The organism is Arthrobacter crusticola (assembly GCF_004357995.1).
GTDB lineage: Bacteria > Actinomycetota > Actinomycetes > Actinomycetales > Micrococcaceae > Arthrobacter_D > Arthrobacter_D crusticola.
In genome coordinates, this window is sequence record NZ_SMTK01000004.1 from 25211 (window position 1) to 38890 (window position 13680).

Below are 13680 nucleotides of genomic sequence, written 5' to 3' on the forward strand. Positions count from 1 at the left end.
CGCGCCTGGCGCTACTTGGTCAGGGCCGCGGTGATGGCCTCGACGTACTGGGTCATCGAGGCCGGGCCGCCAAACATCCAGATGCCGTCGTCGAGGCGGTGCACCTGACCGGACTTCACGAACGGCAGGGACTTCCACACGGCGTTGTCGGCAAGTTCGTCGGCGAAGTCGCCGTCGGCGCTGTTGGTGATGTAGACGAAGCTGTCGGCGTCGACGGTGGTGAGGCCCTCGACGTCGGTGGAGGCCAGGCCGTAGGCCGGGTCGCCTTCCTGCGTCCACGGGGTGGCCAGCCCGAGTTCGGTGTTGATGTCGGTCAGCAGGGAGCCCTTGGCGAACGGGCGGATTGACACCGTTCCGTCGGCAACCCAGCCGTCGGCGAAGGCGACCTTGGATCCGCCCAGCCCTGCCTCCTCGAGGGTGGCCTTGCCCTCGGCGACCGCGGCGTCGAACGAGGCAATGGCCTCCTCGGCCTTGGCTTCGGTGCCCGTTGCTTCGGCGACGAGCCTGAGGTTGTCCTTGGCCTGGTCGATCTGCCGGCCGGCGTCGGCCGATTTCACGACGACGACGGGAGCCAGATCCTCAAGCTGCGTGATGACGGTTTCAGCCAGGTCGGTGGTCGCGACGATCAGGTCCGGGTCCAACGAGGCGATAGTGTCCAGGCTGGGCTCGCCACGGGTGCCGATGTCCGTGGCGGTGTCGTCGAGCTTGGCGGCCTGCACCCAGTCCTTGTACCCCTTGATGTCGGCGGCGCCGACGGGCATGACGCCGAGGGTCGTAAGGTTCTCGACGACGTTCCATTCGGTGCCGACGACCCGGATCGCCGGAGCGTCGAGCTCAACGTCGATGCCGCGCGCGTCCGTCACGGTCACGGGCTCGCCGCCTCCGGGGCCGTTCGAGGCCGCACCTGCGGCGTCTTCGGTCGTGCCGCAGCCGGTGAGCAGCAGCGCTGCGGCGGCCGTGGCGGCCAGGGCCTTGGAGATCTTCATGGATCGATTGACCTTTCCGTTGTGGAGTTCCGTCTCTCGCTGTGCCGTCCGACGGCGCGCGTTCGCAGCCGGCCGGTCAGGGGGTCGGTGTGGGTAACGATGGGAATTGAGTAGACGTCGCTGAGCAGGTCCGCGTCGAGCGCCTCGGAGGCGGGCCCGGCGGCGGCGATGCGGCCGTCGGAGAGCACCACGACGTGATCGGCGATTGCGGCCGCCTCGTCCAGATCGTGAAGCACCACCCCGATCGCCACGCCGTGCACACGGGCAAGGTCATGGAGCAGATCGAAGATCTCCACCTTGTAGCGTAGGTCCAGGTGGTTGGTCGGCTCGTCGAGGAGCAGCACCGAAGTGTCCTGGGCCAGACAGCCCGCCAGCCAGACACGCTGCAGCTGCCCGCCGGAAAGTTCGTGCACGCCCCGGCCGGCCAGGGCCGTGATACCGGTGAGTTCCATTGCGCGCTCCACGGCCGAGGCTCCTTCGGGGTCGGCGGCCCGCCACCGGCCGCGGTACGGATGGCGCCCGAACTCGACGACGTCGCGGACGCTCAGCCCGTGGGGTACCGGACGGCTCTGGGACAGCAGCGTCACGTGCCGGGCGAAGTCGCTGCGCTTCATCATTAGCGCATCGGCCGCCGGGCCGTCCGAGGGCGTCACGGTGATCGCCCCCGAGGACGCCGGGTGCAACCGCGCCAGTGCCCGCAACAGGGTCGACTTGCCGCTGCCGTTGGGTCCGACGAGGGCAAGGATCCGACCCGGTTCAAGGGTCAGCGCTGCGCCGTGAACCACGTCCCGGTCCCCATAGCGCAGCACAAGGTCACTGGCTTCCAGGCCCGAAAGTTCAGTTGCTTCGATCACACAGGGAACCTTAGCTTAGGCTTACCTAATTTCCCCAACCGGCGATTCGCTTCCACCCATAAAGCCCACCATGGGACGGTGATGGGCTTCATTGGCCTCGCAATTGCGGCGGGTTATCGCAGGCCGGCGATCGAGCGGGCGACGCGAAGGAAGGCCAGGCGGGCCCTGGATGCGTCGTCGAGGTAGCTGCCCACGAGCACGCCGTCCCGCAGCAGCACCAGTGCATCGGCGGTTTCCTCGGGGTTGGCACGGCCGGCATTCTCCAGGCAGTGGATCAGGAATTCCTTGAACCACGTCCGGTGTCCGGCGATGACCTGACGGACGGGGCTTGCCGCGTCCGGGAACTCGGCCGCGGCGTTGATGAAGGGGCACCCCCGGGTATGGTAGCGGGTCGCTTCGTCGGCGATGCCTTCGAGCACCGCTTCGAGCATGTGCTCCGCGGAGACCGTCCGCGCCGCTCCACGCTCCAGTTCCCCTCGGATGGACGCATCCGCCCGCTCGAGGTAGGCGACGACAAGGGCTTCCTTGCCGGGGTAGTGGCGGTACAGCGTCGCGCGGGTGACCCCGGCGTCACGCACGATCCGGTCGATGCCAACGGTGTTGATGCCCTCACGGTAGAAGAGCCCGCTGACGACCTCCAGCAGGTGCTCGCGGGGCGGCTTGGTCCGGGAAGATACAGACATGGGGGCAGTGTACTGGAAAGAACGATCATTCTGTTACGCCATGTTACGTAATACGGCTTGACAGCACGGATCCTGGATGGTTTTCTGCGCCTAGAACGAACGGTCGTTCTACCAATAGAAAGAGCAGCGTTATGACGATTTTCCGCAATGCTTCCAAGGCCTTTGCCCTCCTTACCGCCGGCGCGGCGGCTGTGGCCCTGACGGGTGCCGCGGCGTCCGCCTCCGGCCCTGCCGAGAGCAGCCTCAGTGCCGCCGTCTCAGCGCAGTCCACCAAGCCCACCATCGTGCTCGTGCACGGAGCCTGGACCGACTCGTCGAGCTTCGCAAAGGTGACGTCGGAACTGCAGCGCGACGGCTACACGGTCGCCGCGGCCCCCAACCACCTTCGTGGGGTCGCAGCTGACGCCGCATCGGTTGCCGCGTTCGTCAATCAGGCCACCACCGGGCCCGTGATCCTCGTCGGGCACTCCTACGGCGGAGCCGTGATCACCAACGCTGCCACGCAGACCCCCACAGTGAAGGCGCTGGCCTACATCGACGCGTTCGCTCCGGAGAAGGGTGAGTCCATTGTGGACCTGGCCTCCGCCGTGCCGGGCTCCGCACTCGCCGGCGACCCGCACGACATCTTCGACGCTGTGCAGGACCCGAACCTGCCCGAGGGCAACCCGGATCTCTACGTGAAGAAGTCGATCTTCGCTGAGGCCTTCACCGCCTCCCTGAAGAAGGAAGATGCCGCGGTGGCCGCGGCCTCGCAGCGTCCGATCACGGGCGGCGCCCTGCAGGAGCCCTCCGGCGAGCCCGCCTGGAAGACCATCCCGAGCTACTTCCTCGTCGGCACGGAGGACAAGGTCATCCCCGTTGATGGCCAGCTGGCCATGGCCCACCGAGCTCACGGCGTGATCGAGAAGGTCGACGCCGGCCACCTCTCCACGCTCGAGGCGCCCCAGGACGTGGCAGAACTCATTGAGCAGGCCGCCGTCTCCGTCAGGTAAACCGCCCCAGCCTCCGATGCCGGAGGCCGCCGCACTAACAGCAACGAAGCCCATCACCGAAACGGTGATGGGCTTCGTTGTATGGCCGGCGGGTGGCTAGCCGGCGTGGGTGGGGGCCAGGAAGGTGTCCAACACCTCGACCAGTTCCTCGGGGGCCTGCTCGGCGATCCAGTGGCCGGCGCCGGGGATGACGGCGGTCTGGACCTGGGGGGCGGCAGCCTTAATGCCGTCCGCTGCGGCCGGTCCCCAGCTCTTCTCCCCGCCGATGCCGATCACGGGAATCGTCAGCGGGGTCTTGGCGCGTTCGGCGTTCTGGGCGACCAGGGCATCCCACTCACGGTAGAGCTCGAAGCTGGCCCGCAGGGTGTCCTTGTCGCGGTTGTACTGCTTTACGTAGTACTTGATCGCGTGCTCGGGCGGGGTGTACCCGCCGCCCTGGACGTTGTACTCGTAGCGGTAAAACTCTTCGGCGCTGTTGCGGACCAGGTTCACGATCAGCTCATCGTCGACCCGGTTGAAGGGGATGTGCCAGAGCCGGTTGTTGGTCGGTTCATCGGAGAACAGCGACGGGCCGCCCTTGGTGATCCCTGGAGGGCCCGGAACTTCGACGCCGGCGAAGCGGTCGACCCGGTCACGGTGGTCCGCGGCCAGGGCGTAGCCGATGAAGTAGCCGGTGTCGTGGCCGACCACGGAGAACTTCTCATGGCCGAGTTCGGTCATCAGGGCAGCCAGGTCGTCGGCCAGGGTGGCGGTGTCGTAGCCGTCGGCGGGCTTCTCGGTCAGGCCGATGCCCCGCTGGTCCACGGCGATCACGGTGTGGTCTTCCGCCAGAGGCTGCATCACCGAACGCCAGGCGTAGGAGTCCTCGGGCCAGCCGTGGATCAGCAGCACCGCCGGACCTTCACCTCCGATGACAGCGTGCTGGCGGATGCCGTTGGCCTCCACGAACCTGCTCTCAAAGGTGTCGTTGAAGCCTGCCGGCAGTTCCTGACCCTTGGTCACCCAGCTTTCCGGCGCCGCTTTGGGTTCGGAGGCGCCGGCGGAAACGGTGCCGACCACGAACGCGGCGGCGACGGCGGCCGCGGCACCGGCCCACCGGCGCCGCAGGCGTCCGGTCGAACGTGTCGACGTCGTGCTGGGAGTTGTCTGATCTGGATCGGAAGGAGGGTTGGGCATTGAGGCCCCTTTCATAATTCACCGAGGTGCGTAATGGTTGCCGCTGTGGAAGGTCCGCTCCCGGGCGGCAGATTTGTGCGTGGCTGCGCGGACCCGGTTCTGGGTCTGGGTCTGCGGCGGCCGGTGCCGGGACCGGAGCCGCGGAAGCGGTCCCGGCCCCGGTTCAAGGGAGCGTTAGACGCGGCCGGGGAGGCGGGTGGTGATTTCCTGGAGGATGAACTCGTTGCCCTCGGGGTCGCTGAAGATCGCGAAGGAGAAGTAGCTGGCGCGCTCGGGGGCCAGGCCCGGGGTGCGCCCTTCCTTGTTGACGCTGGGGATCCCACCCTGGGCCTCGTGGAAGACTTCGGTGATCTCGATACCGCGGGAGGCGATGTCGGCGCGGGCAACCTCGATGTCGTCAACGACCAGGTAGGTGCCCCGGGTGGAGCCGGGGGCGGCGTCGGTGAGGCCGTTGCTGATGATGATGGAGGCGTGGGATCCGGTCGGGGTGTAGTGCACGGCGCGGAAGCCACCCTCACCCTGGATGTCGACGTCAAGGCGCCAGTCCAGCTTGTCGTAGAACGCCTTGGCGGCCGCCACATCGGAGACCGGCAGGATGATGAGTTCAAGCTTGTAATCGACCATGGGAAAACTTCCTTACGTGATTTGTTGGGGTGGTGCGTCAGGTCCGATGGCAATCGGCGGGAGGGGACGCCAGGAGTTGCCGCGCTCCTGGTTGGGACTTGTTCTTGCGGGCCACTTAATTGCGACTGCACTCATAACCGAGCATGCTCAGAAACTATTCCCTGACTCTATCCCCAGGGAAAAACTCCGGAAGTGGGACAATGAGCCTGGGTGCTTGCAGTCCACACGATTGCGACTAAGCTCATAACCGAGCGTACTCAGAAACTATTCCTGGAGGATGCGCGATGGCTCTCGCCTCTCGACCGCTTGGCCGGCGTGAGCGGAACAAGCAGGAGAAGCTGGACCGCATCACGGCGGCCGCTACGGAACTGTTTGCCGAGCACGGGGTCGACGAGGTCACGACCCAGCAGATTGCCGAGAAGGCCGACATCGGCACGGGGACCCTCTTTCTCTATGCCAGGACCAAGGGCGAACTCCTGCTGATGGTGCAGAACGCCCGCTATGAGGCAGCGCTGAAGCGGGGCCGGGCGGATGCCGCGGCGGCTCCGAACGTCCTGGAAGCGGTCCTGGCGGTTGTGCGCCCGATCGTGGAGTGCAACCGCATGCAGGTCGAAAACGGCCGCACGTACCTGCGCGAGATCGTCTTCGGCGATCCGGACGAGCCTCATCACGGCGAGGCTATGAGTATCGTCGTGGAGACCGAGGAGATCATCGCCGACGTGGTTCGGCGGGACGGACGGTTCGGGGAGCGCGGTGCCCCTACCGTGGCGAGGCTCGTGTCCTCCGTAATCTTTTTCAGCATGTCGATCAACGTCAACGCCCCGCTCAACGCCGAGGAAATCCTGGAGGACATTCGACGGCAGCTGGCCGTCGTGCTGCACCCCTGACCCCGGCACGGCCCGGGCGGTGTCAGATGGGGCCCCCGCAGCGGAACGGTCGGTGAAAGCGCAGCTGGATTACGTCCGCCTCCCCGGGCAGTGGCCGGGGTCGTAATCTCCACCCTCGCCTGGAATACCGCGGCTGCTCCCCGCGTTGAACCGGCAACTGACCAACGAAGAGTCGCGGCGGTGGCAGCGCACCGCAGAGCTTCTCCCGGGCGGTCGTACCAGCAACACACCGCCCCTCCAGCCCCCACTGTGCCTCAGACGGTATCCGCGGGCCGGTTCCCCTCCAATTCTTCAGCACCGAAAAGCACCCCCTAGGAGAAGTCATGTCCACCTCCACCGCCCCGACCTCCACAAGCACCCCGCGCCGCCCCGCGCCGCCGAACACCCACCAGATGGCAATTGTCATTTGGTTGTCGGTGTTCCCGACGCTGACCATCATCAACCTTGCCTTCGGCCCGTGGCTTGACCTGCTGCACCCCGTCCTGCGCACCCTGGTTCTCGCCACGGTTGCCGTTCCCATCGTCATCTACGGCCTCGTGCCCCGGCTGCTGCGCCTCCGCGCCCGCCTCCTGACCCGCCTCCTGAACCGCAAGGCGACCCGTTGAGTCCTGCCACGGGCAACTGACGCCAACCCCGACACCCGCCCCGGCTGGTTCACCTCGGAAGGGACCCGTGCACCTCGCACGGGTCCCTTCCGCTTTTCCCGGACAGGTCCCTGAGGGCAGCTACACCGGGCAGGTTCCGGTACGGCATGCAGGGCCCGGGTGGAGGCGACATTCGACGCGAACCAATGAAGCCCATCACCGGGATGGTGACGGGCTTCACCGGGTTTGGATCTGCGGCGCCGGTGCCGGGACCGGGGCCGCGGAAGCGGTCCCGGCCCCGGGCGAAGGGAGCGTTAGACGCGGCCGGGGAGGCGGGTGGTGATTTCCTGGAGGATGAACTCGTTGCCGTCGGGATCGCTGAAGATGGCGAAGGAGAAGTAGCTGGCGCGCTCGGGGGCAAGGCCCGGGATGCGTCCCTCGGTGTTGGGGGTGGGGATGCCGCCGTCCGCCTCGTGGAAGACTTCGGTGATCTCGATGCCGCGGGAGGCGATGTCGGCGCGGGCCGCCTCGACGTCGTCAACGATCAGGTAGGTGCCGCGGGTGGAGCCGGGGGCGGCGTCGGTGAGGCCGTTGCTGATGATGATGGAGGCGTGGGATCCGGTCGGGGTGTAGTGCACGGCCCGGATGCCGTCCTTGCTCTCGGTCTCGATGTCGAGCCTCCAGTCGAGCTTGTCGTAGAACGCCTTGGCGCGGTCCACATCGGCGACGGGAAGAATGATGAGTTCGAGCTTGTAATCCATGAGTCAGTTCCTTGCTGGATTCGGTGAATGGGAGGGTGCGTTGAGGCTGATCGGCATCGGCCGGAAGAGTACCGTCAGAACGTTTCCGATACTCCTACATTAGGACTGGTTGATCCCGTGCCGGTATCAACCGGTGGAACCCGAAGATAATTCCCCGTCCGCCGGGGCGTAAGCATCAGGCCCCAGGGGATTCCCCATCGGCGCGGGAAGTACCCAGAAAACCGTGAAGCAGCGAAGCCGTCCCCTGCAGGTGATCCTCGGAGGCCCGGAATGCTTCCTCGTGGTCACCGCGCAGGATGGCCTCCACAATCTTCTGGTGCTGCCGGTTGGAGTGCTCAAGGTTTGGCTCCAGCAGAGGGATGCGGTCCAGCAGGTCGCTGACCCGCGCACGGGCATCAGCCACCGCAGCGACCAGACTCGGTGAGCCGCTGATCTCCGCAATGGCCACGTGGAACCGAGCGTCCTTGCGCCGGTACGCATCGGCGGGCGCTCCCGCCACCTCCGCCAGCGTATCGAGCAGGTGCCTGCGCTGGGAGGGGGACAGCCTCGCCTTCGCGGCCAGGGACGCCGCCGCCGGCTCGAGCACGCCGCGGAAAATCAGGACGTCTTCCACCTCGTCAGGACCGGGATCCGGGAGCTTTCCCGACTCCGGCGGCCGACCCTGCGAAACGTAGGTGCCGCCGTAACGGCCTCGCTGAACCTCGACATATCCGGCCTTTTGGAGCTCGGCCAGGGCCTCCCGCAGGGTGGCGCGCGATACGCCCAACAGATCGGCAAGTTCCCGCTCGGGAGGCAGCTTATCCCCCGCCGCGAGCACCCCCAGCTTGATGTTCTGCAGGAGCCGTTCGATCGTTTCCTCGAACGCGTTCCCATGCCTGACCGGGCGAAGGAACCGGGCGGCGCCTTCGGAAAGTTCAGCTCCCATGCCACCATCCCTTCCGGTCCGAAATCAGACCTAACCCAGATCAGCAGTAGGTCAATTCTGCACCGTTGCGCCACCGGAAGACGGGTTTGTCATCCACAGTCCGCAGGCGTTCCTGATGAGCTATTGACGCATCCCGTGATCTACCTCACACTGGGACCAAAATTTATGGACTATTAACAGACCATTGAGCCCTTGGGTGAAGGGAATGCCATGTCAACTTCGGATCGGCAGGACGCGGACCAGAAGTACCTCCAGCAGCGTCAGCTTAAACGCGGTGCCGCCGGGTGGATCCTGCTGGCCGGCCTCGGAGTGGCCTACGTCATCTCCGGTGACTTCGCAGGATGGAACCTCGGCCTGGCGGAAGGCGGCTGGGGCGGACTCCTGATTGCGTTCGTGCTGATGGGCATCATGTATACGTGCATGGTGTTCGGTCTGGCCGAGCTGTCCTCCACCCTGCCGGCAGCCGGCGCCGGATATGGATTCGCCCGGCGGGCGCTGGGCCCGCTGGGAGGGTTCGCAACCGGGATGGCCGTACTCATCGAGTACGCCGTGGCGCCGGCCGCCATTGCGATCTTCATCGGCGGTTATGTTGAGGCCCTCGGGCTCTTCGGGCTGACAAACTCCTGGCCTGTGTACCTGGTGGCGTACGCCATCTTCGTGGGAATCCACCTACGCGGCGTGGGAGAAGCCCTCCGTCTAATCTTCGGAATCACCGCAATCGCCGTTGTGGCGCTGGTCGCGGTCGTCATCGGCCTCATTCCCCACTTCAGTGTTGGGAACCTCTTCGATATCGTTCCCGACGGATCACCGGCTTCCAGTGCATTCCTGCCGATGGGCATCAGCGGTGTCGTCGCCGCCCTCGTCTACGGGATCTGGTTCTTCCTCGCCATCGAAGGCGTTCCACTCGCCGCCGAGGAGACCGCGGACCCGAAGAGGGACATGCCGCGCGGCATCATCGCCGCAATGCTGATCCTGGTGGTCTTCGGAGCCCTGATGCTCGTCCTGGTTCCGGGCGCCGCCGGGTCGGAGGCCATGAGCACCTCCGACAACCCCCTTCCAGAAGCCCTGCGCCTCGCCTACGGCGGCAATTCAATCCTCGCCGAATTCGTCAACTACGCGGGTCTGGCAGGATTGATCGCCAGCTTCTTCTCGATCATCTACGCGTACTCGCGGCAGTTGTTTGCACTCTCACGGGCCGGATACCTTCCCCGGTGGCTGTCGCTGACGGGCAAGCGGCGCACTCCCTACTGGTCACTGATCGTCCCCGGCACCATCGGATTCATTCTGGCCGCTGCTACCGGCAACGGTGGGCTTCTCATCAATATCGCCGTCTTCGGCGCCACCGTCTCCTACGTCCTGCTCAACCTTTCGCACATCGTGCTGCGCAAGAAGGAACCGGATCTTCCCCGGGGGTATCGGACACCGGGCGGCGTCCTGACAACCTCCGTTGCGCTCGCCCTGGCCGCCGTCGCCGTCATCGCGACCTTCGTAGTCGATGTCCTTGCAGCTTCGATCACGGCGGGAATCTTCGGCGCCGCGCTCCTCTATTACTGGTTCTACAGCCGTCACCGCATCGTCACCGGCGCGCCGGAGGAGGAGTTCGCGCGGCTCGCCGCTGCCGAAGCAGAACTGAAGAAGTGAAGCACTGACGAACCAAAGCCCGAAGCGCCGCGCCTGTCGGCGGGCTCCGACCAATCCATGAACCAGGACCGAAGCGACGGATATCCAATGACTAATGAAACAGCAAATTCCAAGGCAGCGTTGAGCGTCGAAGAGTTGAGGGAGAAGGTGACTGCGGGTGAGATCGACACCGTGGTGGTCGCCATTACGGATTCCCTGGGCCGGCTCCAGGGCAAGCGCTGCGGGGCACGGTCCTTCCTTGAGGATGTGCTGGGTCACGGCGCGGAAGGCTGCAACTACCTCCTGTCCGTGGACGTGGAGATGAACACAATCGACGGGTACGCGATGTCATCCTGGGAGAACGGTTACGGGGACATGGTCCTGAGGCCGGATGTCGCGACGCTGCGGCTCGTCCCCTGGCTGCCGGGAACGGCGATGGTGCAGTGCGACATCCTCTGGCTCGATGACCGCCCTGTGAGCCAGTCCCCCCGGCAGATTCTCCGGGCCCAGATCGAACGGCTTGAAGCCCTGGGCTACCGTGCCCACATCGGCACCGAACTCGAGTTCATCATGTTCGATGACACATACGAGGAGGCATGGAACAAGAAGTACGACGGGCTGACCCCCGCCTCCCGCTACAACGTTGACTATTCGCTCCTTGCCACAGCAAGACTCGAGCCGGTGATCCGCAGCATCCGGACCGGAATGGAGAAGGCCGGCCTGATCGTGGAGTCGTCCAAGGGCGAGTGCAATTTCGGACAGCAGGAGATCACCTTCCGGTACCGGGAGGCCCTGACCGCCTGCGACAACCACGCCTTCTACAAGCACGGGGCCAAAGAAATCGCCGCCCAACAGGGCAAAAGCATCACGTTCATGGCTAAGTACAACGAACGCGAAGGCAGCTCCTGCCACATCCACTTCAGCCTCACCGACCTGGACGGGAACCCCGTTCTGCCCGGGGACGGCGAGCACGGCTTCAGCCCGGTCATGGAGCATTTCGTCGCGGGCCAGCTGGCCGCGATGAAGGAAATGGCCTACTTCCTGGCCCCCAACATCAACTCCTACAAGCGGTTCGTCGAGGGCAGTTTCGCTCCCACCGCCATCGCGTGGGGCCTGGACAACCGCAGCTGCGCCCTGCGCGTGGTCGGGCATGGACGGGGCCTCCGGGTGGAGAACCGCGTCGGCGGAGGAGACGTCAACCCCTACCTCGCCGCCGCCTCGCTCATCGCGGCGGCAATCCACGGCATCGAAAACAAACTCCCGCTCGAACCCATCACCAAGGGGAACGCCTACCAGTCGGGCGCCGACCGGATCCCCACAACCCTGCGGGACTCCCGCGCCCTGCTGGCCGCCAGCGAGATCGCCCGCAAATCCTTCGGCGACGAGGTGGTGGAGCACTACCTGCACGCCGCCGATGTCGAACTCAAGGCCTACGACAGTGCCGTCACCGACTGGGAGCGCAAGCGTGTCTTCGAACGCCTCTGAAGCGCCCCGGCCGCGCATCGGGCTGACGACCTACTACCAGGAAGCCGAGTGGGGAGTGTGGAAGACCGACGCCGTGCTCCTCCCGGGAACCTATGTCCAAGCGGTGGTGGCCGCAGGCGGCACGCCAGTCCTCCTGCCGCCCGTCGGTACCGATCCATCGATCGTTGATCTGCTCGATGGTCTGATCATCTCGGGCGGGACCGATGTTGGCCCGGAGCACTACGGTGCCGAGCCGCACGTGCAGACCCGGGCCCAACCTTCACGGGACCTCCACGACCTGGCCCTGACTCGTGCCGCCCTGGCCGCGGAAGTGCCGCTGTTCTCCATCTGCAGGGGTGCCCAGGTGCTCAACGTCGCGCTCGGCGGAACGCTCATCCAACACATCCCAGACGTGAACCCGGACGCCCAATACCAACCGGCGCCCGGAATGTTCGGCGAGGTTGAATTCGCCACCGTACCCGGAAGCCTCAGCGAGGACCTCCTGGGACCGCGGGCCTCGGCTCCCTGCTACCACCATCAGGCCCTCGATCAGGTCGCCGCGGGCCTCCGAGTCACCGCGTCAGCAGCCGACGGCACCATCGAAGCCGTCGAGACGACCTCTGGCGGATGGGTTCTCGGCGTCCAGTTCCACCCGGAACAGAACCCCGACGACCTGCGGCTGTTCGAAGGATTCATCGACGCCGCGCGCACCTACCGCAGGACACGAACGGAGGGCATCCATGTCGGCCAGCACGTTTGACGTCCTGAATCCGGCCACCGAGGAGGTTATTGAAACCGTCGCCCTGGCCAGCCGTGAAGACACCGACCGGGCCATCGACAAAGCCGCGCGGGCCTTTGAGACGTGGCGCCACGTCGCGCCGGCGGACCGGGCTCTGCTCCTGCGCCGTTTCGCCGCGGCGGTCGACGCCGATCTGGAGAACCTCGCCCGGCTGGAGGTGCGCAACGCGGGCCACACCATCAGCAATGCCCGCTGGGAGGCCGGGAACGTCAGGGATGTCCTTGCCTATTACTCCGGCGCACCGGAACGCCACCTCGGCCAGCAGATTCCCGTTGCTGGAGGGGTCAACATCACCTTTCATGAACCCCTCGGCGTCGTAGGGGTCATCGTGCCGTGGAACTTCCCCATGCCCATCGCCGGGTGGGGATTCGCCCCCGCACTAGCGGCCGGCAATACGGTCGTCCTGAAACCTGCCGAGCTGACCCCGCTTACCGCGCTGCGGATCGGGCAGCTGGCCCGGGAAGCGGGCCTGCCCGAGGGAGTACTGCAGATCATTCCGGGCAAGGGCTCGGTGGTGGGCGAGCGGTTCGTCACCCATCCGTCCGTGCGGAAGGTGGTCTTCACCGGCTCCACTGCGGTGGGAAAGCGGATCATGGCCGGCTGCGCCGACCAGGTCAAACCCGTCACCCTGGAACTTGGCGGCAAGAGCGCCAATGTCATCTTCGCTGACGCCGATCTCGAGGCAGCCGCTGCCGCGGCTCCCGGAGCGGCCTTCGACAACGCCGGCCAGGACTGCTGCGCGCGCTCCCGGATCCTGGTCGAGCACAGCGTGTACGAAAAATTTTTGGAGCTGCTCGAACCCGTGGTGAAGGCCCTGAAGGTCGGCGACCCGCAGGACGAGGCCTCCTTCATGGGTCCACTGATCTCCGCCGCCCAGCGCGAAACGGTCTCCAATTTCGTGCCCTCCGGCACCCCGATCGCCTTCCAAGGGCTGGCGCCTGGCGGCAAGGGGTTCTGGTTCCCGCCGACGGTACTAACTCCCTCTCCTGATGATCGGGTGATGCGTGAGGAAATCTTCGGGCCGGTCGTTGCTGTGGTTCCCTTCCGCGATGAAGCCGACGCGCTCCAGCTGGCCAACGATTCGATCTATGGGCTCTCCGGGTCGATCTGGACCAGGGATGTGGGGCGCGCGCTGCGCATGGCGCGCGGCCTCGAGTCGGGGAACCTGTCGGTCAACTCCCACTCGTCGGTCCGGTACTCCACGCCCTTTGGAGGTTTCAAGCAGTCGGGGCTGGGCCGCGAACTCGGGCCCGACGCCCTCGATTCCTTCACCGAAACCAAGAACGTTTTTCTAGCCACCCAGCCGTAACGCCGGCCCAACCTCA

General features: G+C 65.9%; 14 protein-coding genes. 7 read left to right on the plus strand and 7 right to left on the minus strand.

The window, feature by feature from the left end:
- Positions 1-11 precede the first annotated feature (11 nt).
- The 3 genes from E2F48_RS11790 to E2F48_RS11800 form a co-directional block, all read right to left on the minus strand.
- Positions 12-986, minus strand: a complete 975-nt coding sequence (locus E2F48_RS11790) for an iron-siderophore ABC transporter substrate-binding protein (RefSeq protein WP_133404191.1) — start codon at positions 984-986, stop codon at positions 12-14.
- Entirely contained in the window at positions 983-1840 is an 858-nt protein-coding gene (locus tag E2F48_RS11795) for an ABC transporter ATP-binding protein (protein WP_133404192.1), read from the minus strand. Before E2F48_RS11795 ends, E2F48_RS11790 begins: the two co-directional genes overlap by 4 nt.
- Positions 1841-1953: 113 nt before the next feature.
- On the minus strand, positions 1954-2523 hold the full coding sequence (locus tag E2F48_RS11800) for a TetR/AcrR family transcriptional regulator (RefSeq protein ID WP_133404193.1): 570 nt from the start codon (positions 2521-2523) through the stop codon (positions 1954-1956).
- Between the two features lie 131 nt (positions 2524-2654).
- Here E2F48_RS11800 and E2F48_RS11805 point away from each other — a divergent pair, with 131 nt between their 5' ends.
- The gene (locus E2F48_RS11805; protein WP_133404194.1) at positions 2655-3515 is read left to right on the plus strand and encodes an alpha/beta fold hydrolase; all 861 of its coding nucleotides are present in this window, start codon (positions 2655-2657) and stop codon (positions 3513-3515) included.
- 96 nt (positions 3516-3611) lie between these two features.
- On the opposite strand, the gene E2F48_RS11810 is transcribed toward E2F48_RS11805, so the two are convergent.
- A complete protein-coding gene (locus tag E2F48_RS11810) occupies positions 3612-4691 on the minus strand; it encodes an alpha/beta fold hydrolase (RefSeq protein WP_133404195.1) in 1080 nt (359 codons plus the stop codon).
- Between the two features lie 174 nt (positions 4692-4865).
- A complete protein-coding gene (locus E2F48_RS11815) occupies positions 4866-5315 on the minus strand; it encodes a VOC family protein (RefSeq protein ID WP_133404196.1) in 450 nt (149 codons plus the stop codon).
- Between the two features lie 284 nt (positions 5316-5599).
- On the opposite strand from E2F48_RS11815, the gene E2F48_RS11820 reads away from it, so the two are divergent.
- Both E2F48_RS11820 and E2F48_RS11825 read left to right on the plus strand, forming a co-directional pair.
- Entirely contained in the window at positions 5600-6202 is a 603-nt protein-coding gene (locus tag E2F48_RS11820) for a TetR/AcrR family transcriptional regulator (protein WP_133404197.1), read from the plus strand.
- Positions 6203-6525: 323 nt separating this feature from the next.
- Entirely contained in the window at positions 6526-6807 is a 282-nt protein-coding gene (locus E2F48_RS11825) for a putative antibiotic biosynthesis monooxygenase (protein ID WP_133404198.1), read from the plus strand.
- A 293-nt stretch (positions 6808-7100) separates the two neighbouring features.
- On the opposite strand, the gene E2F48_RS11830 is transcribed toward E2F48_RS11825, so the two are convergent.
- Positions 7101-7547, minus strand: a complete 447-nt coding sequence (locus E2F48_RS11830) for a VOC family protein (RefSeq protein ID WP_133404199.1) — start codon at positions 7545-7547, stop codon at positions 7101-7103.
- A 175-nt stretch (positions 7548-7722) separates the two neighbouring features.
- A complete protein-coding gene (locus E2F48_RS11835) occupies positions 7723-8472 on the minus strand; it encodes a FadR/GntR family transcriptional regulator (protein ID WP_133404200.1) in 750 nt (249 codons plus the stop codon).
- A 210-nt stretch (positions 8473-8682) separates the two neighbouring features.
- Here E2F48_RS11835 and eat point away from each other — a divergent pair, with 210 nt between their 5' ends.
- The 4 genes from eat (at position 8683) to E2F48_RS11855 (ending at position 13664) form a co-directional block, all read left to right on the plus strand.
- Positions 8683-10113, plus strand: coding sequence for an ethanolamine permease (gene eat / locus E2F48_RS11840; RefSeq protein WP_133404201.1), 1431 nt, complete (start codon positions 8683-8685; stop codon positions 10111-10113).
- An 87-nt stretch (positions 10114-10200) separates the two neighbouring features.
- Positions 10201-11577 carry a glutamine synthetase family protein gene (locus tag E2F48_RS11845; RefSeq protein WP_133404202.1) on the plus strand — a complete coding sequence of 459 codons (1377 nt, stop codon included), beginning with the start codon at positions 10201-10203 and terminating at the stop codon, positions 11575-11577.
- A complete protein-coding gene (locus tag E2F48_RS11850) occupies positions 11558-12316 on the plus strand; it encodes a gamma-glutamyl-gamma-aminobutyrate hydrolase family protein (protein ID WP_133404203.1) in 759 nt (252 codons plus the stop codon). The genes E2F48_RS11845 and E2F48_RS11850 overlap by 20 nt, the downstream gene beginning before the upstream one ends.
- On the plus strand, positions 12297-13664 hold the full coding sequence (locus tag E2F48_RS11855) for an aldehyde dehydrogenase family protein (RefSeq protein ID WP_133404204.1): 1368 nt from the start codon (positions 12297-12299) through the stop codon (positions 13662-13664). Before E2F48_RS11850 ends, E2F48_RS11855 begins: the two co-directional genes overlap by 20 nt.
- The last annotated feature ends 16 nt before the right edge of the window (positions 13665-13680 follow it).

Coding starts and splice junctions, on each gene's coding strand:
- E2F48_RS11790 (WP_133404191.1), bottom strand. CDS start 986: ATGAAGATCTCCAAGGCCCTGGCCGCCACGGCCGCCGCAGCGCTGCTG.
- E2F48_RS11800 (WP_133404193.1), bottom strand. CDS start 2,523: ATGTCTGTATCTTCCCGGACCAAGCCGCCCCGCGAGCACCTGCTGGAG.
- E2F48_RS11805 (WP_133404194.1), top strand. CDS start 2,655: ATGACGATTTTCCGCAATGCTTCCAAGGCCTTTGCCCTCCTTACCGCC.
- E2F48_RS11810 (WP_133404195.1), bottom strand. CDS start 4,691: ATGCCCAACCCTCCTTCCGATCCAGATCAGACAACTCCCAGCACGACG.
- E2F48_RS11815 (WP_133404196.1), bottom strand. CDS start 5,315: ATGGTCGATTACAAGCTTGAACTCATCATCCTGCCGGTCTCCGATGTG.
- E2F48_RS11820 (WP_133404197.1), top strand. CDS start 5,600: ATGGCTCTCGCCTCTCGACCGCTTGGCCGGCGTGAGCGGAACAAGCAG.
- E2F48_RS11825 (WP_133404198.1), top strand. CDS start 6,526: ATGTCCACCTCCACCGCCCCGACCTCCACAAGCACCCCGCGCCGCCCC.
- E2F48_RS11830 (WP_133404199.1), bottom strand. CDS start 7,547: ATGGATTACAAGCTCGAACTCATCATTCTTCCCGTCGCCGATGTGGAC.
- E2F48_RS11835 (WP_133404200.1), bottom strand. CDS start 8,472: ATGGGAGCTGAACTTTCCGAAGGCGCCGCCCGGTTCCTTCGCCCGGTC.
- eat (WP_133404201.1), top strand. CDS start 8,683: ATGTCAACTTCGGATCGGCAGGACGCGGACCAGAAGTACCTCCAGCAG.
- E2F48_RS11845 (WP_133404202.1), top strand. CDS start 10,201: ATGACTAATGAAACAGCAAATTCCAAGGCAGCGTTGAGCGTCGAAGAG.
- E2F48_RS11855 (WP_133404204.1), top strand. CDS start 12,297: ATGTCGGCCAGCACGTTTGACGTCCTGAATCCGGCCACCGAGGAGGTT.